We start from the raw sequence: 19,027 nt of genomic DNA on the forward strand, positions 1-19,027 counted from the left end.
GTCGGTGCACGAGCGAGGGAGGGCGACAATGACCGAGGCACCCAAGACGCCGCAGATCGAGACGAGGCTTGCGACCGCCGAGGACCTGCCCGAGCTGGAGGCGAACGAGACAGCCAAGACCAAGGGCCACTCGGCGTCCTACCTCGAGAAGCAGGCCGCAGGGGGCTACTACGTCGTGGTCGGCCTGATCGACGGCAAGGTCTCCGGCCGCGTGATCCTCGACACGGTCGAGGACGACGGCACCCCGCTGGTCCCCGAGATGAAGCTGCTGTGGGTGTTCCCGCAGGCGCGCCGCATGGGTCTGGGCGCCAAGATGACCCAGCACCTGGAGGAGCTGGCCCGCGAGCTCGGCTACGAGGAGGTCTTCCTCGGCGTGACGCCCGACAACCCCGCCGCCATCCCGCTGTACATCGGCCTGGGCTACACGCCCACCGGCGACCACCGCAGCGCCCTGAACATGTCCGTCATCGACGGCGAGGGTGAGGGCACCGACGACCCGATCGAGGCCATCTACCGCAAGTCGCTGCTGATGCGCTGACCCGGCGAACGAACAGGGCCCCACCCGTGCGCGGGTGGGGCCCTGTCGCTCGTCCGGGGCAGGTTCAGGGGACGCCCACGGCGGTCACCCGGACCACCCGGTCCCCCGAGGCGAAGGCCAACACCACGTCGTCACCGACGAAGCGGTGCCCGACGAGGGTGACCTCGCCCAGGGTGAGGCAGAGCAGCAGTTCGACCAGGTCGGCCCGCCGGGGGGCAGTGACCTCGACGACCGTGCCGTCGGCGAACGTGAGCCGCCACGGCTGTCCTTCGGCGACGGGGGCCAGGCCGCGGGGAGGGACGCCCCGGGTCAGGACCAGCCGCAGCCGGGCCGCGAGGGCCGACGACCGCTCGCCCAGGCGCTCCCACAGGACGCGCTGGGCGATGGCGTCCAGCTCGGCGGCGTCGGCGGGGTCGAGGCCCAGCGGCGTGGCCGAGCGGCGGGCGTGGCGCTTCTTCATGCGCAGGACGCCCGCGAGCGTCAGGGCCGCGACGGCGAGGAACCCGATGAGCTCCATGGCACCAGTGTGCGCCCGGGGCGCGCCGGGCGGAAGACCCTCGTGGGCCTCAGCGACAGGGGTGCTCGGCCAGCGCGGTGCGCACCGCGGCGACGTCGGCGTCCATCTGCTCGATGAGCGCCTCGATCCCGGTGAACTTCACCTGGCCGCGGATGCGGGCGCAGAAGTCGACGGCGATGGGCGCGTCGTAGAGCTCGAGGTCGTCGCGGTCGAGGACGAAGCTCTCCACGCGGCGGTCGTGGCCGTCGAAGGTCGGGTTGCTGCCCACGGAGATCGCGGCCGGCCACGTGGGGGCCTCCTGGCCGTCGGGCAGCGGGGCCCCGTGGGCGTCCAGGCCGTCGAGGCGGGTGACCCAGCCGGCGTACACGCCGTCGGCCGGGCAGGCGTACTCCTTGGGGACCGGCAGGTTCGCGGTCGGGAAGCCGAGCTCGCGGCCGCGCTTGTCGCCGTGCGAGACCGAGCCGCGGAACCGGAAGGGACGCCCCAGCAGCTCGGCGGCGTGGCGCACGTCCCCGGCCTCCAGGGCCTCGCGGACGGCGGAGCTGCACGTCTCCTCGTCGCCGACGTGCACCAGCGGGAGCCCGGTGACCTCGAAGCGGCCGCGCCCAAGGTCGGCAAGCGTCCCGACCGTGCCGGAGGCGCGGTGGCCGAAGCGGAAGTTCTCCCCCACCACGATCCGGACGGGGTCCAGGGGCAGGAGGTGCTGCTCGACGAACTGCTCCGGGCTCTGCTGGGAGAGCTCACGGGTGAACTCCAGGACGCGGACCTCGTCGGCGCCGGCGCGACGCAGGAGGGCGACGCGGTCCTCGAGGTTGGTGAGCAGCTTGGGGGCGCCGTCAGGGCGGATCACGGCCATCGGGTGGGGCCAGAAGGTGACCACGACCAGGGGGGCGCCCGGCTCGGCCTTGCGGGCGGCGGCCAGGACCTGCTGGTGGCCCGGGTGCACGCCGTCGAAGTTGCCGATCACCACCACGGACCGTGTCAACTCCGGTTCCTCTCCCTCGCGATTGCCCCCGCCACAGTACAACGCGCAAGCCTAGACCAGCACCGCGACCGGCACCGACCCGGCGTCCGCGGGCCGGTAGAGGGCCAGCAGGCGGCCGTCGTGGACCAGCGCGGTCGGGTCCGCGGGCACGTCCAGCGCCAGCGGGCGGCCGAAGCCGACGTCGTGGGCCGCCTCGGCGTCCACCTCGACGGTGGCGAAGGCCAAGGGGGCGATGTCTGCCAGCGGGTAGGAGCGCACGTCGAAGAGCTCGCCGGGGGCCAGCTCGGGCAGCACGGCGTCCCACGTGGCGTGCTCGAGGCCGAACGGGCCGACCCGGGTGCGCCGCAGCGCGGTGAGGTGCCCGCCGGTGCCGAGCGCGGCGCCGAGGTCGCGGGCGAGGGCCCGGATGTAGGTGCCCGAGCTGCAGTCGACCACCACGTCGATGTCGACGACCCGCACGCCCTCGGCGGCGGTCTCGCGCACGTCGAGCACGTCGAAGCTTGAGACCGTGACCTCGCGGGCGGCGAGCTGGACGTCCTCGCCCTTGCGGGCCAGCGCGTAGGCCCGCTGGCCGCCCACCTTGATCGCCGACACGCTCGAGGGCACCTGCTGGATCGTGCCCGTGAGGGCGGCGACGGACGCCTGCAGACGCGGCCCGACCTCCGCCAGCGTCGCGCCGGGGGCGTCGGTGACCTCGCCGTCGGCGTCGTCGGTGTTGGTGGCCTGCCCGAGGCGGATGGTGGCCTCGTAGGTCTTGGTCGTCAGGAGCAGGTGACCGAGCAGGCGGGTGCCCTTCTCGACGCCGAGGACCAGCACGCCGGTCGCCATCGGGTCGAGCGTGCCGGCGTGCCCGACCTTCTTGGTTCCGAGGGCCCGCCGTGCCCGGGCGACGACCTGGTGGCTGGTGATGCCGCCGGGCTTGTCGACGACGAGCAGCGCGGGTTCGGCCACCGGCTCAGGCCTCGTCGGGGTCGACGTCGTCGTCCTCGTGGGGCTTCTTGTACGGGTCGGCCTCGCCGGCGTAGGTGGCGCCGGCGGAGCGGGCGGCGAGGTCGGCGTCCTGCGCCCGGGCGCGGGCGAGCAGGGCCTCCATCTCGGCGGCGCTCTCGGGCACCGCGTCGAGGACGAACGCGATGGTCGGGGTGAACTTCATGCCGAGCTGCTTGCCGACCGTCGAGCGGATCATGCCGTTGGCGGATGCGAGGGCCGCGGCCGTGCCGGCGCGCTGCTCCTCACCGCCCAGGACGGTGTAGAACACGGTGGCCTCGCGGCCGTCGCCGGTGAGGCGCACGTCGGTGACGGTCACGAACTCACCCAGGCGGGGGTCCTTGATGCGCCGCTCGAGGAGCTCGGCAACGATCACCTTGATCTGCTCGGCCACCTTGATGTACCGGGGGTTCCCCATGGTCGGGTCCTCTCTTCTCGAACGGAATCAGCAGTCTAGTAGGGGCCCGAGCACCCACCCGCACCCGCGCGCCGACGGAAGGGGCAGGGGCGGGGCGTCCGGAACACGGGTCAGGGTTCGGTCGGGCATCCTCGCAGTCCGGCGACGAAGGAGCCGGACGCGCGAGGGGGCGGGACCCGTGTTCCGGACGCCCCGCCCCCCAGCACCACTCGAACTCAGTCGCGCGGCTTCTCCACCATCTCGTACGTCTCGACGATGTCGCCGTGCTTGATGTCGTTGTAGTTGTGGAGCGTGAGACCACACTCGTAACCCTCGCGGACATCGGTGACGTCGTCCTTCTCGCGCCGCAGCGACGCGATGGACGTCTCGGTGATGACCACGCCGTCGCGGAGGAGGCGGGCCTTGGCGTTGCGCTTGATGTGACCCTCGAGGACCATGCAGCCGGCGATGGTGCCGAACTTGGAGCTCTTGAAGATCTCGCGGATCTCCGCCTGCCCCATGGTCTTCTCCTCGTAGATGGGCTTGAGCATGCCCTTGAGGGCGGCCTCCACCTCATCGATCGCGGCGTAGATGACCGAGTAGTAGCGGATGTCGACACCCTCGGCGTCGGCCATCTGCGTGGCCTTGCCCTGGGCGCGGACGTTGTAGCCGATGATGACGGCGTCGGACGCCGCGGCCAGCGACACGTTGGTCTCGGTGATGGCACCGACACCGCGGTCGATGACGCGCAGCGAGACCTCGTCGTCGACCTCGATCTTGGCCAGCGAGTCCTCCAGCGCCTCGACCGAACCGGCCGAGTCGCCCTTGAGGATGAGCTTGAGCTCCTGCGTCTCGCCCTTCTCCAGCTGCTCGAACAGCTGGTCGAGGGTCTTGCGCCGGGTCGTCTTGGCCAGCAGGGCCGCACGCTGGCGGGCCTCCCGCTTGTCGGCGATCTGGCGGGCCATCCGGTCGTCGTCGACGACCAGGAAGTTGTCGCCCGCGCCGGGGACCGACGTGAGGCCGAGCACCTGGACCGGCATCGAGGGCGGGGCCTCGTCGACGGTCTCGCCCGAGTCGGTGATCATCGCACGCACGCGGCCGTGGGCCGAGCCCGCGACGATCGAGTCACCGGTGCGCAGCGTGCCGCGGTGCACCAGGACGGTGGCCACGGGGCCGCGGCCCTTGTCGAGGTGCGCCTCGATCGCCACGCCCTGGGCGGGCATGTCGGGGTTGGCGCGCAGGTCGAGCGCGGCGTCCGCGGTCAGGACGACGGCCTCCAGGAGGTTGTCGAGGCCCTGGCGGGTGACCGCCGAGACGTCGACGAACATCGTGTCGCCGCCGTACTCCTCGGGGATGAGGCCGTACTCGGTGAGCTCACCACGAACCTTGACCGGGTCCGCGGTCTCCTTGTCGATCTTGTTGACCGCCACCACGATCGGTACGTCGGCCGCCTTGGCGTGGTTGAGGGCCTCGATCGTCTGGGGCATCACACCGTCGTCGGCCGCTACCACCAGGATGGCGATGTCGGTCGACTTGGCACCACGGGCACGCATGGCGGTGAACGCCTCGTGACCGGGGGTGTCGATCAGGGTGATGCGACGCTCCTCGTCGCCAACCTCGGTCGCGACCTGGTAGGCACCGATGGCCTGCGTGATGCCGCCGGCCTCGCCCGCCACCACGTTGGCGTGGCGCAGCGCGTCGAGCAGCTTGGTCTTTCCGTGGTCGACGTGACCCATGACGGTGACCACCGGCGGGCGCGACTCGAGGTCGTCCTCGTCGCCGAAGTCCTCGCCGAACTCGATGTCGAACGACTCGAGCAGCTCGCGGTCCTCGTCCTCGGGGGAGACGACCTCGATGTCGTAGTTCAGCTCGGCACCCAGCACCTGCAGCGTGTCGTCGGCCACCGACTGGGTGGCGTTGACCATCTCGCCCAGGTGGAACAGCACCTGCACCAGCGATGCCGGCTCGACGCCGATCTTCTCGGCCAGGTCGGTCAGCGACGCACCACGACGGAGGCGGACCTTCTGGCCGTCACCCTGCCGGATGCGGACGCCACCGATCGTCGGGGCCTCCATCTGGTCGAACTCTGCGCGACGCGCCTTCTTGCTCTTCCGACCACGGCGCGCGGGGCCTCCCCCGCGTCCGAACGCACCCTGGGTGCTGCCGGTACGGCCACCACGACCGCGACCGCCACCGCCCATCGGCGCCGGGCCACCGCCCATGCCGGGACGAGGACCGCCGCCGCCACCGCCGGGACGCCCACGACCGGGGCCGCCGGGGCCGCCACCGGGGCGACCCGGACGCGTGCCGGCGGGCGAGAGCTGCGTGGACTGCTGGCGCGGCATCATGGCCGGGTTCGGGCGCGGCATGCCGGGCAGGCCGCCGGTCCCACCGGGACGGGGCATGCGCGGGGCGCCGCCCTCGGCACCGGGGCGCAGGCCGGGACGTCCGGCACCCGGGGCACCCGGGCGGGGTGCGCCGGCCGGGCCGTCGGGGCGCGGGCGACGGACGCCCATGCCCTGGCTCGGCGCGAACGGGTTGTTGCCCGGGCGCGGGGCGCCGGACGCACGGCCGGGCCGCTGGCCGGGGAGGCCACCGGTGCCGCCGGGACGCGGGCCGGGAGCGCCGGGACGCGGACCCGCAGCACCCGGACGGGGGCCGGGCGCGGACGGGCGGGGAACCGGGGCGGCCGGACGGGGGCCGGGCGCGGGAGCCTGGGCCGCGGGGCGCGGTGCAGGAGCCTGCGGGGCGGGTGCCACCGGGGTCGCGGGGGCCTGGGCGGCGGGCGCCTGGGGCGCGGGGGCCGGCGGCTGGGGCGCTGCCGGGGCGGGTGCCTGCGGGGCCGCCGCACGGGGGGCGGCCGGGCGCGGTGCCGGGGCGCCGGGGCGCGGGGCAGCCGCTGCGGGCTTGGGGGACGGGCCGGCCGGGGCCGGGGCGGACGCCTCGGACGCGGGCTGGCTGGACTTCAACTTCTCCGTCAGTCGCCGGACCACCGGCGGCTCAATCGTCGAGGATGCCGAGCGGACGTACTCCCCCATGTCCTGGAGGGTCTTCAGTACGTCCTTGCTCTCGAGCCCATGCTCCTTGGCAAATTCGTAGACGCGGACCTTGGCCACTACTCTCCTTCAGGCCCGCGAGCGCGCAGGCCAGTTAGTTGTTGTTGCTCATTTCTGGGTACTCATCGAGTGGTCATGAGCGTTAGCCCACCTTCTGGTTGTGTTCGCGCACGAGCTGCGCGAAGCGCGTCCGCCAGTCTAGTCGCTGGACCCCTGATTTGCCCAAGTGGCGGCCAGCGCGTCCACCTGCGCGACCACGGCGGCGAGCTGGGCCGGGTCCACGGCGCCCGCCCTGAGGGCCCGCGGGATCGCCCGCCGCTTGAGGGCGGCGGCACCGCAGCCGGGGTGCAGCCAGGCGCCTCGTCCGGGGGCCGTGCGGCTCACCACCAGACCGGATGCCGTGGGGGCCACGCGCACCAGCTCGGCCTGCTCGGCACTCACGCGGCACCCGACGCACATCCTGATTGGCACCCCGTCAGCCTACCGATGGAGGATGGGGCCAAGACCTCCCTGTGAGAAGTTACTCGATATCAACAATCTCGATGTTGAGATTCTTTCGGGGATGCCTTACCGTTCTGCCAGCGGGGCCAAGGAGGGCCCCACGGCCGCCGTGAGGAGCGCCCTGCATGACGCAACGTGATCAGTCTCCCGACAAGTGGGAAGACGAGACCGAGTTCCACCTTCCCGAGGACCACTGGCCCCTGCCTGAGCTGGTCCACACCGAGAAGCCCCACGAGGCCCCGACCACCGAGTCGTTCGTGGCCGTGTCCAAGACCGCCGAGTACGAGAACCTCCGGTCGACCTTCCGGAAGTTCGCCTTCCCGATGACGGTCGCCGGCCTGGTGTCCTACTTCACCTTCGTGCTGCTGTCGATCTACGCCGTCGACTTCATGGCGACCCCGCTCATCGGGTCGCTGAGCATCGGCATGACGATCGGCCTGCTGCAGTTCGCGGTCGTGTACGCGTGGACCTACATCTACGTCAACTTCGCCAACAAGAAGCTCGACCCCGTCTCGGGCGCGCTGAAGGCCCAGCTCGAGAAGGGGGCGTCCGCATGATGCTCTTGGAGACCGCACAGTACGGCAACCCCGCGATCAACATCGGCGTCTTCGCCCTGTTCGTGGTCGCCACGATGGCCATCGTCATCATCGTGACCCGCCAGAAGTCCAAGGCCACCGACTTCTACACCGGTGGCGCCGCCTTCTCCGGCCGCCAGAACGGCCTGGCCATCACGGGTGACTACCTGTCCGCCGCCGCCTTCCTGGGCGTGACAGGCGCCATCGCCCTGTACGGCTACGACGGCCTGCTCTACTCCGTCGGCTTCTTCGTCGCCTGGATCGTGGCCCTGTTCCTCGTGGCCGAGCCGCTGCGCAACACCGGCAAGTACACGATGGCCGACGTCCTCAGCTTCCGGATGAACCAGAAGCCCGTGCGCACCGCCGCCGCGACCTCGACGCTCGTCATCTCGTTCGTGTACCTGCTGGCCCAGATGGCCGGCGCGGGCGGCCTCGTCGCCCTGCTGCTCGGTGTCTCCGACCGCAACATGCAGTCGCTCGTCATCGGCTTGGTCGGCCTGCTGATGATCGCCTACGTGCTCATCGGTGGCATGAAGGGCACCACCTGGGTCCAGATGATCAAGGCCGTCCTGCTCGTCGGCGGCGCCGCGATCATGGCCCTGCTCGTCCTGCTCGGTGACGGCTTCAACCTGTCCGCCCTCATGGCGCAGGCCCAGACTGCCGCCCTCGACCCGGCCTACGGCAACGGCAAGGACCTCCTCGTCCCGATGCAGCAGTACGGCGCCTCCGAGTGGACCAAGCTGTCCTTCCTCTCCCTGTCGATCGCGCTGGTCGCCGGCCCCTCGGGCCTGCCCCACGTGCTCATGCGCTTCTACACGGTGCCCACCGCCAAGGAGGCCCGCCGCTCCGCCGTGTGGGCCATCGCCCTGATCGGCGTGTTCTTCCTGATCACGCTGGTCCTCGGCATGGGTGCCGCCAAGCTGGTCGGCCCGGCCGCGATCCTCGCCGCCCCCGGTGGCGCGAATGCTGCAGCCCCCCTGCTCGCCCTCGAGCTCGGTGGCGAGATCTTCATGGGCATCATCTCCGGTGTCGCCTTCGCGACGATCCTCGCGGTCGTCGCCGGCCTGACGATCACGGCGTCGGCGTCCTTCGCCCACGACGTGTACAACTCCATTCTCAAGGGCGGCAAGGCCGACCCCGAGCAGGAGGTCAAGGTCGCCCGCATCACCTCCATCGTGATCGGCGCCCTGGCGATCGTCGGCGGCATCTTCGCCAACGGCCAGAACATCGCCTTCCTGATCTCCCTGGCCTTCGCGGTCGCCGCCTCGGCGAACCTGCCGTCGATCCTGTACACGATGTACTGGCGCCGGTTCAACACCCGCGGTTCGGTCTGGTCGATCTACACCGGCCTCATCAGCTCGGTCGTCCTGATCCTGTTCTCCCCCTCCATCTCGGGCTCCAAGTCCGCGATGCTGGGCGAGGCGATCAACTTCGCGTGGTTCCCGCTCACCAACCCGGCGCTCGTCTCGGTGCCGCTGGCCTTCCTGGCCGGCTACATCGGCACGATCACCTCGCCGGTGCGTGGCGACCAGGAGCTCGCGGCCGAGATGGAGGTCCGCTCCATGACCGGTGCGGGCGCGGGCGAGGCCATCGCCCACTGAGAAGGCTGGCGTGCACCGACGTCGTTGCACGCCGACCCACCACGGACGGCCGGCCCCCCCCGGGGCCGGCCGTCCGCACATTCACAGGGCGTTGACAGGAACGCCGAAGACCCTCGACAGATCCGAGCGGCTGAATGGTGGTCATGCAAGGAGCACCGAAAGGAAACACCATGAACAGCATCCAGAAGGTCGGGCTGACCCTCGGCACGGCCGCCCTCGCCCTCGGGGGTGTCGCGGGGATCTCGACCCTCGCGCAGGCGGCGGACCCGACGGCGGCGCCCACGACGACCACACCCCAGGCGGACCAGTCCGAGCAGGGCGGGCGCGGGGAGGCCGGCGAGAAGCGCCGCGGCGGCATGCAGGCCGCCGAGCTCGCCGAGAAGCTCGGCCTCGACGAGACGAAGGTGTCCGAGGCCCTCCAGACCGCGCACGACGCGCTGCGCGAGGCGCACCAAGCCGACGACTCCACCACGCGCCCGACGCAGGAGGAGCGCAGCGCCGAGCTCGCGGCGGAGCTGGCCAAGGCGCTGGGCGTCGACGAGGCCAAGGTCACCGAAGCACTCACCGCGCTGGAGAACGAGCGCAACGCCGAGCGCGCGGCCGCGCTGCAGGACCGGCTCGATCAGGCCGTCACCGACGGCAAGCTGACCCAGACCGAGGCCGACGCGGTCAAGAAGGCCGTCGAGGCCGGCGTCATCGGCGGCGGTGGCCCGGGCGGCCCCGGTGGCCACGGCAAGGGGATGGGACGCGGCAACCGCTGATCCTCTCCCCCGGTGACCGTCACCCGTTGACCCGTCACCCCGCGAGCCCGACCGGCCCTTCTCCCAGCCACCCGGACTCGCACCGGCACCCGCACGCCGGCAGGGACCGCGCCTGCTCCTCACACCCGACCGGGCAGGAGCAGGGCGGTTCCTCCGTATGCGGGTGCCCGCACGTCCCCCGCCGTGCGTGCAGTTCTGCCACCCGCTGCGCGCATCGCTCCTCCCGCCCCCGGCGCCGCGCCGCGTCCAACTCCGCCCGCGTGGGGTGGTCAGCCACGCACAGGGTCCGGCGCGCGTCCCGGCGCCGCCGGTGGGGCGTGGTGAGCCGCAGTTCCCAGGTCACCGGGTGGTATTCCTCCCCCAGGTCCAGGTGCGCCGGGTAGTGCCGGCCCTGACCGTCGCGCGGCGGCGCCTCCGACATCGGCACGGCCGGTTCGCCCTCGGCGTCGAGCACTGCGAGGTCGAGACCGCCCAGCGCCAGCACCCGCGCGAATGTCAGCACGTCGGGCACGGCCTGCCCCGTCTCCCACCGCGACACCGTCGCCTGGTCCACGCCCAGGAGCGCCGCCAGCTCGCGCTGGCTCAGATCACCCTCGCGCCGCGCACGGCGCACCAGCCCGGGAACGTCCACCAGCAGCTTCGTCTCACCCATGGCGGCAGCTTCGCGCGAGCCTCCGACAGTCCTTGACCTCCACACGACGATCGCTCCCAACCTGATGCGTGGCTGCATCAGGTTGGGAGCGATCCGTGTCAGTACTGCTCGGCCGCCCGCGGCGGCGGTCGAGCGGCCGGTCAGGCCTGGGTGTCGGGGCGGATGTCGATGCGCCAGCCGGTGAGGCGTGCGGCGAGGCGCGCGTTCTGGCCCTCGCGGCCGATCGCCAGCGAGAGCTGGTAGTCGGGGACGATCACCCGGGCGGCCTTGGCGAACTGGTCGGTCACCGTGACCGAGGACACCTTGGCCGGCGAGAGGGCCTCGGCGACGAAGCGCGAGCCGTCCTCGGACCAGTCGATGATGTCGATCTTCTCCCCGCCCAGCTCGTTCATCACCGCGCGCACGCGCTGGCCCATGGGGCCGATGCACGCGCCCTTGGCCGAGACGTTCGCGTCGTGGCTGACGACCGCGATCTTGGTGCGGAACCCGGCCTCGCGGGCGAGCGCCTTGATCTCCACGACGCCCGAGGCGATCTCGGGCACCTCGAGGCGGAACAGCCGCTGCACGAGGTTGGGGTGCGTGCGCGACACCACTACCTGCGGGCCCTTGGGCTCGCGGCGCACGGCCACGACGTAGACACGGATGCGGTCCCCGTGGTTGTACTTCTCGTTGGGCACCTGCTCGGCCAGCGGCATGATCGCCTCGAGCGGGCCGAGGTCGACGCGCACGGTGCGCGAGTCGCGGTCGGCCTGGACCACGCCGGTGACGATGTCACCCTCCTTGGCGGAGAAGTGGCCGAACTTCTGCTCGTCCTCGGCCTCGCGCAGGCGCTGGAAGATGACCTGGCGCGCCGTGGCGGCCGCGACGCGGCCGAAGCCCTCGGGCGTGTCCTCGTACCAGCCGACGACCTCGCCCTCCTCGTCACGCTCCGGGGCGTACACCGCGAAGCGGCCGGTCTTGGTGTCGAGCTCCACGCGGGCACCCTTCACCTCGGTGCCGGACTTCTCGTAGGCGTTGAGGATGGCCTCCTCCATCGCCCCGACGAGCACCTCCATCGGGATGTCCTTGTCCCGCTCCAGGGCGCGCAGCGCCGCCATGTCGATGTCCATGTCTCACTCCTCGTCGAAAAGGTCCACACCCTCGGCGTCGGCGTCGTCCGCAGGGGAATCCTTGCGGAGCTCGGCCTGCACGACGGCCTTGCTGATGCGGGCGAGGTCGACGCGCCGCACGGCGCCGTCGACGTCCAGGTCGATCCCGTCGCCGTCGGCGGCGCTGATGCGCCCGGTCACCGAGCCGTCGGCCAGGGTGAGGGCCACGAGGCGTCCGACGTTGCGGCGGAAGTGCTTGGGTTCGGTGAGCGGGCGGCTCACCCCACGCGAGGAGACCTCGAGCGTGTAGGGGGCGTTGCCCGTGGCGTCCGACTCGTCGAGGGCCGCCGACACCGCGCGCGTCGCGTCGGCGATCTCGTCGAGGCTGGGGCCGCGGCCCTCGGGGCCGTCACCGTCGAGGTAGACGCGCAGGACGCTGCGCTTGCCGGCGCTCGCGATCTCGATGCGGTCGACCTCGAGGCCACACTGCTCCACAACGGGGCCCACGACTGCTTCGATGGCTTGCTGCTTCATGGTGCTCCGTTCCTGTTGTGGTCGTGCAGTTGTTCGCGCCAGTCTAGCCAAGGCCCCCGCCCCCAGCCACCGGTGTAGCCTCGCTGGCGTGCTGAGCCGCCGCGTCCTGCTGGGTGGCGTCGCGCTGGCGACGCTCGCCGGCTGTGGCGTGCTCCCCGAGCAGGGCGAGCCCCGCATCGCCCCCACCCCCGACCCGTCGGTCCCCGGCCACCGCGCCCTGCAGGCGCTGCGCAACGCCCTGACGGCCGCGGCGTCCGGCCCCCTCGACCGCGCCCAGGCCGACCTGTTGGCGTGGGCGCTCGACGTGAACGACGACCAGTACGAGGCGACGTCCCTGGCCCCGCCGGCCGACCCCCGCCCCACACCGAGTCCGGCGGCCACGCCCGCCGACCTGGGCTCCCTGACCGGTGCCCTCGGCACGGCCCGGACCGCGTTCACCGAGCAGGCCCTCGACCCGACCACCGCCCGGCCGCTGGTCTGGGCGTCCATGGCCGCCTGGTGCGTCGCGGTCGCCGCCCAGCTCCCCGACGCGCCGGGGGCGCGTGAGCCGGCCCGGGGCGTCCGGCTGCCGGCCCCGCAGGAACCGCAGGCCGCCGCGCAGGCCGCCCTCGACGCGGCGTCCGCGGCCGTGTACGGGCTGCAGGTCGCCGCCGGTGCGCCGGGGCTGTCCGAGGCGGAGGTCGGCGCCCTGCGCGCCCGGCTGACGTCGTGGACCGGCCTGCGCGACGACCTCACCGCCCAAGCGCGGGTGGCGTCGGCGTCCCCCACGCCCGGTCCCCCGTGGTACGCGGTGCCGCCCGTCGCCGACGCCTCCGCCGGGCGGGCCCTCGCCGCGCGCGTCCAGGCCGCGGCGCTGCCCGTGCTGGGCCGCACGATCGCCCACGGGCCCGCGGACCTGCGCCCGCTCCTGATCGACGCGCTGGGCGCCACGGCCGCCGACGTCCCCGTGTGGGGCGGGCTGCTGGAGCGCTGGCCGGGGCTGCCCTCGACCTGACGCGTCAGGCGAACAGCGGGGCGACCATGTCCCAGCTGAGCTTGAGGCCGAGGGCGACGATCACGACCAGGAACACCTTCCGGACGAATCCGTTGCCGTGCTTGAGCGCCATCGTGGCGCCGAGGAAGCCGCCCAGCAGGTTGGCCACGCCCATCGCGGCGCCGAGCCCCCACAGGATGTTGCCGGACAGGCCGAAGACGACGATCGCGGCGACGTTGGTCGTCAGGTTGGCGATCTTGGCCAGCGCGGTGGAGGTGAGGAAGTCGAAGCCCATCACCGCGACGATCAGGATCAGGAAGAACGAGCCGGTGCCGGGGCCGATGAAGCCGTCCCACAGGCCGACGACCAGCCCGATCAGCGCCAGCCACGCGAAGCCGCGCCAGCCGCTGTGCCGCACCTCGTGGTGCAGGCCGAGCTGCGGACGCCGCCACGTGTACCAGCCCACCCCGACGATGGCCGCCAGCACGAGGGGGGTGAAGGCGGCGCGGTCGAGGAAGTGCGTCAGCTGGGCGCCCAGCGAGGACCCGAGGTAGGAGAAGGCGATCAAGGGCAGGAGCGCCGCCCACGGGATGCGCACCCGCCGGAGGTAGGTGATGACCGCGACCGCCGTGCCCATCGCGCTGGGCAGCTTGTTGGTGCCGGCGATCGTCGGCACGGGCGTGTCGGCGGGCAGGCCGATCAGCAGCGATGGCAGCTGGATGAGCCCGCCACCGCCGACGATCGAGTCGACCCACCCCGCCAGGAACGAGGCGGCGACGAGCAGGGCGATCGTCAGCAGGGGCAGCTCGAGGCCGGTCACCCCTTGACGAGCGCGACGACGTGGTTGGCCACGACGTCCACACCCACCTCGGTCTTCTCGCCACTGGCGCGGTCACGCACCTCGACGACCCCGTCGGCCAGCGTGCGGCCGACGACCACCGAGGTCGGCATGCCGAGCACCTCGGCGTCGGCGAACTTCACGCCCGGGGACGCCTTGCGGTCGTCCAGCAGCACGCTCACGCCCGCCTCGTCCAGCTCGTGCGCCAGCGCGGTGGCGAAGTCGAGCGCGGCGGCGTCCTTGCCCGTGGCGACGATGTGCACGTCGAACGGCGCCAGGTTGCGCGGCCAGGCCAGGCCCTTGTCGTCGCAGGTCGTCTCGGCCACGGCGGCGACGGCGCGGGACACGCCCACGCCGTAGGAGCCCATGGTGACCGTGACCAGCTTGCCGTTGGGGTCGAGCACCTTCAGGCCCAGCGCGTCGGCGTACTTGCGGCCGAGCTGGAAGATGTGGCCCATCTCGATGCCGCGGGCCAGCGTCAGCGGGCCGGAGCCGTCGGGGGCGGGGTCGCCCTCACGGATCTCGGCGACGTCCAGCACGCCGTCGGAGGTGAAGTCACGGCCGCAGACGAGGTCGTACACGTGCCGGCCGGGCGCGTTGGCGCCGGTGATCCAGCGGGTGCCGGGCACGACGGCGGGGTCGGTCAGGTACCGCACGCCCTTGCCGTCGGCGTCCAGGCCAAGGGCGCCGCCGGTGGCCGCGCCGGGGCCGATGTAGCCCTTCACGAGCTGGGGGTACTTCTCGAAGTCGGCGTCGCCGAAGGCCTCGACCTCGGCCGGCTCGACGGCCGCCTCGAGCCGCTTGGCGTCCACCTCGCGGTCACCGGGCAGGCCGACGGCCAGGGGCGTGCGGGTGCCGTCGGGGTGCTTGAGCATGAACAGGACGTTCTTCAGGGTGTCGGCGGCCGCCCAGGCCCGGTCGGCGCGCGGGAAGCGCTCGTTGCTCAGCGCGACGAGAGTCTCGATGGTCGGCGAGTCGGGGGTGTCCTCGACGTGGGCTGCGGGCACGCCGGAGGCGTCCTGCTCGGGCGCGAGCGGGCGCTTCACGGCCTCGACGTTGGCCGCGTACCCGCCGGGGCTGCGGACGAAGGTGTCCTCGCCGATCTCGGCGACGGCCAGGAACTCCTCCGAGGCCGAGCCGCCCATGGCGCCCGAGGTGGCGGACACGATGACGTACTCCAGACCCAGGCGGTCGAAGATCCGCTGGTAGGCGATCCGGTGGGCGTCGTAGGACGCCGCGAGCCCGGCGTCGTCGATGTCGAAGCTGTAGGAGTCCTTCATCACGAACTCGCGCCCGCGGAGCAGCCCCGCGCGGGGCCGGGCCTCGTCGCGGTACTTCGTCTGGATCTGGTACAGGCTCAGCGGCAGGTCCTTGTACGAGGAGTAGAGGTCCTTCACCATCAGGGTGAACATCTCCTCGTGCGTGGGCCCGAGCAGCATGTCGGCGCCCTTGCGGTCGGTCAGGCGCAGCAGGTTGGGGCCGTACTCGGTCCAGCGGTCGGTCGCCTCGTAGGGCTCGCGGGGCAGCAGGGCGGGGAACCGAACCTCCTGCGCGCCGATGGCGTCCATCTCCTCGCGGACGATCTGCTCCACCTTGTGCAGCACCTTCAGGCCCAGCGGCAGCCAGCTGTAGATGCCCGGGGCGACGCGGCGGATGTAGCCCGCGCGGACGAGCCAGCGGTGGCTCGGCACCTCGGCGTCGGCGGGGTCCTCGCGGAGGGTACGGACGAACAGCTCGGACATGCGTGTGATCACGAGGGCCAAGCCTAAACGATGCGGGCGGCCTCAGCCGACCTCGGTCACCTCCGCGCCGAGCATCCCGACCGCCTTGGCGACCTGCTGCTTGGCGACCTTGAGCCGTTCGGCGTCCCCGCGGCCCTCGGCCAGCGCCTTGTTGACGTCGAGCACGCGGGCGGGCGCCCCGGGGCGGCTCAGCGTGACCAGCAGCGGCACGTACTCGGCCTCGACGGCCACCCAGGCCTCGCCCTGCCGCTCGAACGTGAGGCGGCCCAGGTACTGCTCCCAGGAGCGGGGCGTGGCGACCCTCATCTGGCCGATCAGGTTGCCACCGCCGTAGACGACCCACGTGTCGTTGATGCGGTCCCACGGCTGGGCGACGTGGGCGTGGTGGCCGTAGACCAGGTTGAACACGCCCGATTCGGCCAGGGTGGTGGCCGCCGCCACCTGCTGCCCGTTGGGCTGGTGCTGCTGCTCGGTCCCGGCGTGCATGGCGGCCAGCACGATGTCGGCGCCGGCCTCGCGCGCCGCCTCACCGCGGGCGACCATCGCCTCGGCGTCGAGCAGGTCCAACGCCCAGGTGCGGCCGCCCGGTGCCTTCAGGTTCGAGCCGTACGCCCCGGCCACGACGGCCACCTTCACCCCGGACGCCGTGGTCAGGATGGCGGGCTTGCCCACGTCCGCCTGCTCCCGGTAGGCGCCGGTGTGGACGATGCCGGCCGCATCGAGGGCGTCCAGCGTGGCGTCGATGCCGGCCATGCCCTGGTCGAAGGTGTGGTTGGACGCCGTCGTGCAGTAGTCGAAGCCCACCTCCTTGGCCGCCTCGATCGTCTCGGGCGGCGCGGCGAACACGGGGTACCCGACCGGCTTGACGCCCGGCGGCGCGACCGGGACCTCGACGTGGCAGATCGACACGTCGGCGTCCTCGATGAGGGGACGGATGTGCTCGAAGACCGGCACGAAGTCGTACGCGGCACCGACGTCCTTGCCGGCCTGCGCGGCGTCGGCGATGAGGCCGCGGTGCCAGAGCAGGTCGCCGCTGACCGTGATCGTCAGTCGCTCGGGCTCGGACGTGGGCGTGGGCGTCGGGGTGGGGCTGGGCGTCGTGCTCGGAGTGGGTGCCGCCTGCGTCGGTGTCCCGGACGCCGCGGGCTGCGGCCGGTCGGGCGTCGGGGCGGGCGCGGGCTGCACCTGGGCGCACCCGGCCACCGCCAGGGCGAGGGCGCACGCCAGCGGGGCCAGGGAACGGGAGGTGAGCATCCCGCCCATTGTAGGTCGGCCCGCTTGGGTCGACCCAACCGGACCGGCCCTCAGAACAGCACGGTGGTGAGCTCGCCGACCACGTCGTAGCCGACGCGTTCGTAGCAGGCGATGGCGGGGGCGTTGAAGTCGTTCACGTACAGCGAGGCGATCCGCCCGCCCGCGAGGATCGCGTCGGTCACCCCGGCCATGGCGGGCACGGACAGGCCGCGGCCGCGCAGGTCGGGGGCCACCCAGACGCCCTGGACCTGCGCCACCCGCCGGGACATGGCCCCGAGGTCGGCCTTGAACACCACGCGCCCGTCCTCGACGATCGCGAAGGCGCGCCGGTCGTCGATGAGCGAGCGCACGTAGCGCCGGTACCCGACGGGGTTGGTGGTGAGGGGGTCCTCCTCGAGCTCCTCGCGGTACATGTGGACGGCCCCCGCGAAGTAGGAGTCGAAGTCCTCGGCCCGGGCGGGGCGCAGGCGCGGGTCGGCGTCCACCGCCGTCGGGCCGGTGCAGGCCATCAGCAGCTGGCGCTCACGGACGACACGGGCGTCGGCGTAGGCGTGCGGCCACTCCGCCGACAGGCGGTCCCACAGCCCGAAGACCTGGGCCACGGGCCCGACGATCGCGACGAAGGAGCGCCACCGGCCGATGTCGAGGGCGAAGGCGTCGAGGGCCTCGGCATCGGCGGCGACGGGGACGATGTTGGCGCCGACGTGTAGCAGGGAACGGGGCGCGTGCGCAGGGTAGCCCCACAACTCCCCCACCTCGGAGGGATCGAGCACGCCCGCCTCGACGCGCGAGGCCACGAAGCAGTTGCCGACGGGGTCGGCGTCGAGCAGCCGGGTGACGAGGGCCCGATCGCCCGCGTCGAGCACCCGGCTCCGCATCAGACCACGCTCACCGTCGGGGACTCGCCCGTGTGCTCCATCTCGGCGGCCAGCTTGTTGGCCTCCTCGATGAGCGTGGCGACGATCTCGGACTCGGGCACGGTCTTGATGACCTCGCCCTTGATGAAGATCTGGCCCTTGCCGTTGCCGGCGGCCACGCCGAGGTCGGCCTCGCGGGCCTCGCCGGGGCCGTTGACGACGCAGCCCATCACGGCGATGCGCAGCGGGGCGGTCAGGCCCTCCAGACCGTCGGTGACGTCGTTGGCCAGGCCCCAGATGTCGACCTGCGCGCGGCCGCAGCCCGGGCAGGAGACGATCTCCATCTGGCGCTGGCGCAGGTTCAGGGCCTCCAGGATCTTCTGGCCGACCTTGACCTCCTCGACCGGCGGGGCCGACAGGGAGACGCGGATCGTGTCGCCGATGCCCTCGGCGAGCAGGACGCCGAAGGCGACCGAGCTCTTGATGGTGCCCTGGAACGCCGGGCCCGCCTCGGTGACCCCGAGGTGGAGCGGGTAGTCGCACTGGGCGGCGAGCTGGCGGTAGGCGTTCACCATGACGACCGGGTCGTGGTGCTTGACCGAGATCTTGAAGTCGCCGAAGCCGTGCTCCTCGAACAGGGACGCCTCCCACAGCGCCGACTCGACCATCGCCTCGGCGGTCGGGCCGCCGTGCTTGGCCAGCAGGCGCTTGTCGAGCGAGCCGGCGTTGACGCCGATGCGCAGGCTGACGCCCGCGTCGGCCGCCGCCTTGGCGATCTCGCCCACCTTGTCGTCGAACTGCTTGATGTTGCCCGGGTTGACGCGCACCGCGGCGCAGCCGGCGTCGATCGCGGCGAACACGTACTTCGGCTGGAAGTGGATGTCGGCGATGACCGGGATCTGGCTCTTCTTGGCGATGATGTGCAGCACGTCGGCGTCGTCCTGGCTGGGGACGGCCACGCGCACGATGTCGCACCCGGTCGCGGTGAGCTCGGCGATCTGCTGCAGGGTGGCGTTGATGTCGGTGGTCTTCGTCGTGGTCATCGACTGCACCGAGACCGGCGCTCCCCCACCGACGGCCACCTTGCCCACGTTGATGCGGCGCGTGGGTCGGCGCGGCGCCAGGACGGGGGCCGGCGTGGCGGGCATGCCCAGGTTCACGGTCATGGTTC

At 72.4% G+C, this 19,027-nt stretch carries 19 protein-coding genes; 5 read left to right on the forward strand and 14 right to left on the reverse strand.

What is annotated here, in order from left to right:
- Positions 1 to 28: 28 nt before the first annotated feature.
- Positions 29 to 538 carry a GNAT family N-acetyltransferase gene (locus tag J4N02_RS10210; protein ID WP_188332845.1) on the forward strand — a complete coding sequence of 170 codons (510 nt, stop codon included), beginning with the start codon at positions 29 to 31 and terminating at the stop codon, positions 536 to 538.
- A 64-nt stretch (positions 539 to 602) separates the two neighbouring features.
- Here the strand turns inward: J4N02_RS10210 and J4N02_RS10215 are convergent, their stop codons facing one another.
- The 6 genes from J4N02_RS10215 to J4N02_RS10240 all read right to left on the reverse strand — a co-directional run bounded on the left by J4N02_RS10215 (position 603) and on the right by J4N02_RS10240 (position 6,951).
- Positions 603 to 1,055 (reverse strand): hypothetical protein, encoded by a 453-nt coding sequence (locus J4N02_RS10215; RefSeq protein ID WP_188332844.1) that lies wholly within the window; start codon positions 1,053 to 1,055, stop codon positions 603 to 605.
- Positions 1,056 to 1,104: 49 nt separating this feature from the next.
- On the reverse strand, positions 1,105 to 2,040 hold the full coding sequence (locus tag J4N02_RS10220) for a bifunctional riboflavin kinase/FAD synthetase (RefSeq protein ID WP_188332843.1): 936 nt from the start codon (positions 2,038 to 2,040) through the stop codon (positions 1,105 to 1,107).
- 51 nt (positions 2,041 to 2,091) lie between these two features.
- Positions 2,092 to 2,991 carry a tRNA pseudouridine(55) synthase TruB gene (gene truB, locus J4N02_RS10225; protein ID WP_188332842.1) on the reverse strand — a complete coding sequence of 300 codons (900 nt, stop codon included), beginning with the start codon at positions 2,989 to 2,991 and terminating at the stop codon, positions 2,092 to 2,094.
- 4 nt (positions 2,992 to 2,995) lie between these two features.
- On the reverse strand, positions 2,996 to 3,445 hold the full coding sequence (gene rbfA, locus J4N02_RS10230; protein ID WP_182815799.1) for a 30S ribosome-binding factor RbfA: 450 nt from the start codon (positions 3,443 to 3,445) through the stop codon (positions 2,996 to 2,998).
- A gap of 215 nt (positions 3,446 to 3,660) precedes the next feature.
- A complete protein-coding gene (infB, locus tag J4N02_RS10235; protein ID WP_188332841.1) occupies positions 3,661 to 6,540 on the reverse strand; it encodes a translation initiation factor IF-2 in 2,880 nt (959 codons plus the stop codon).
- 138 nt (positions 6,541 to 6,678) lie between these two features.
- A complete protein-coding gene (locus tag J4N02_RS10240; RefSeq protein WP_243760774.1) occupies positions 6,679 to 6,951 on the reverse strand; it encodes a YlxR family protein in 273 nt (90 codons plus the stop codon).
- A gap of 155 nt (positions 6,952 to 7,106) precedes the next feature.
- Between J4N02_RS10240 and J4N02_RS10245 the strand changes: the two genes are divergently transcribed.
- The 3 genes from J4N02_RS10245 to J4N02_RS10255 all read left to right on the forward strand — a co-directional run bounded on the left by J4N02_RS10245 (position 7,107) and on the right by J4N02_RS10255 (position 9,918).
- Positions 7,107 to 7,538, forward strand: coding sequence for a DUF485 domain-containing protein (locus J4N02_RS10245; RefSeq protein ID WP_182815795.1), 432 nt, complete (start codon positions 7,107 to 7,109; stop codon positions 7,536 to 7,538).
- Positions 7,535 to 9,157 carry a cation acetate symporter gene (locus tag J4N02_RS10250; protein ID WP_208090929.1) on the forward strand — a complete coding sequence of 541 codons (1,623 nt, stop codon included), beginning with the start codon at positions 7,535 to 7,537 and terminating at the stop codon, positions 9,155 to 9,157. Before J4N02_RS10245 ends, J4N02_RS10250 begins: the two co-directional genes overlap by 4 nt.
- Positions 9,158 to 9,327: 170 nt before the next feature.
- Positions 9,328 to 9,918, forward strand: a complete 591-nt coding sequence (locus tag J4N02_RS10255) for a hypothetical protein (protein WP_188332826.1) — start codon at positions 9,328 to 9,330, stop codon at positions 9,916 to 9,918.
- A gap of 34 nt (positions 9,919 to 9,952) precedes the next feature.
- Here the strand turns inward: J4N02_RS10255 and J4N02_RS10260 are convergent, their stop codons facing one another.
- The 3 genes from J4N02_RS10260 to rimP form a co-directional block, all read right to left on the reverse strand.
- Positions 9,953 to 10,570 carry a helix-turn-helix domain-containing protein gene (locus tag J4N02_RS10260; RefSeq protein WP_188332825.1) on the reverse strand — a complete coding sequence of 206 codons (618 nt, stop codon included), beginning with the start codon at positions 10,568 to 10,570 and terminating at the stop codon, positions 9,953 to 9,955.
- A 140-nt stretch (positions 10,571 to 10,710) separates the two neighbouring features.
- A complete protein-coding gene (gene nusA, locus J4N02_RS10265; RefSeq protein ID WP_188332824.1) occupies positions 10,711 to 11,679 on the reverse strand; it encodes a transcription termination factor NusA in 969 nt (322 codons plus the stop codon).
- Between the two features lie 3 nt (positions 11,680 to 11,682).
- Entirely contained in the window at positions 11,683 to 12,192 is a 510-nt protein-coding gene (gene rimP, locus J4N02_RS10270; RefSeq protein ID WP_188332823.1) for a ribosome maturation factor RimP, read from the reverse strand.
- Between the two features lie 88 nt (positions 12,193 to 12,280).
- Between rimP and J4N02_RS10275 the strand changes: the two genes are divergently transcribed.
- Positions 12,281 to 13,186 carry a DUF4439 domain-containing protein gene (locus J4N02_RS10275; protein WP_188332822.1) on the forward strand — a complete coding sequence of 302 codons (906 nt, stop codon included), beginning with the start codon at positions 12,281 to 12,283 and terminating at the stop codon, positions 13,184 to 13,186.
- Positions 13,187 to 13,190: 4 nt separating this feature from the next.
- Here J4N02_RS10275 and J4N02_RS10280 read toward each other — a convergent pair whose 3' ends face one another.
- The 5 genes from J4N02_RS10280 to ispG are packed head-to-tail and all read right to left on the reverse strand — an operon-like array spanning position 13,191 to position 19,022.
- Complete coding sequence (locus tag J4N02_RS10280) at positions 13,191 to 13,985, reverse strand: TSUP family transporter (protein ID WP_182815783.1); 795 nt, start codon at positions 13,983 to 13,985, stop codon at positions 13,191 to 13,193.
- Positions 13,982 to 15,757, reverse strand: coding sequence for a proline--tRNA ligase (locus J4N02_RS10285; RefSeq protein WP_188332821.1), 1,776 nt, complete (start codon positions 15,755 to 15,757; stop codon positions 13,982 to 13,984). The genes J4N02_RS10280 and J4N02_RS10285 overlap by 4 nt, the downstream gene beginning before the upstream one ends.
- Before the next feature lie 30 nt (positions 15,758 to 15,787).
- Positions 15,788 to 16,999: a CapA family protein gene (locus J4N02_RS10290; RefSeq protein ID WP_182815779.1), complete on the reverse strand. Its 1,212-nt coding sequence runs from the start codon at positions 16,997 to 16,999 to the stop codon at positions 15,788 to 15,790.
- 50 nt (positions 17,000 to 17,049) lie between these two features.
- Positions 17,050 to 17,877, reverse strand: a complete 828-nt coding sequence (locus tag J4N02_RS10295; protein ID WP_188332820.1) for a GNAT family N-acetyltransferase — start codon at positions 17,875 to 17,877, stop codon at positions 17,050 to 17,052.
- Positions 17,877 to 19,022 carry a flavodoxin-dependent (E)-4-hydroxy-3-methylbut-2-enyl-diphosphate synthase gene (gene ispG / locus J4N02_RS10300; RefSeq protein WP_182815775.1) on the reverse strand — a complete coding sequence of 382 codons (1,146 nt, stop codon included), beginning with the start codon at positions 19,020 to 19,022 and terminating at the stop codon, positions 17,877 to 17,879. Before ispG ends, J4N02_RS10295 begins: the two co-directional genes overlap by 1 nt.
- Positions 19,023 to 19,027 lie beyond the last annotated feature (5 nt).

The sequence above is a fragment of the Propioniciclava sp. MC1595 genome (assembly GCF_017569205.1).
In the GTDB taxonomy this organism is placed as follows: Bacteria; Actinomycetota; Actinomycetes; order Propionibacteriales; family Propionibacteriaceae; genus Propioniciclava.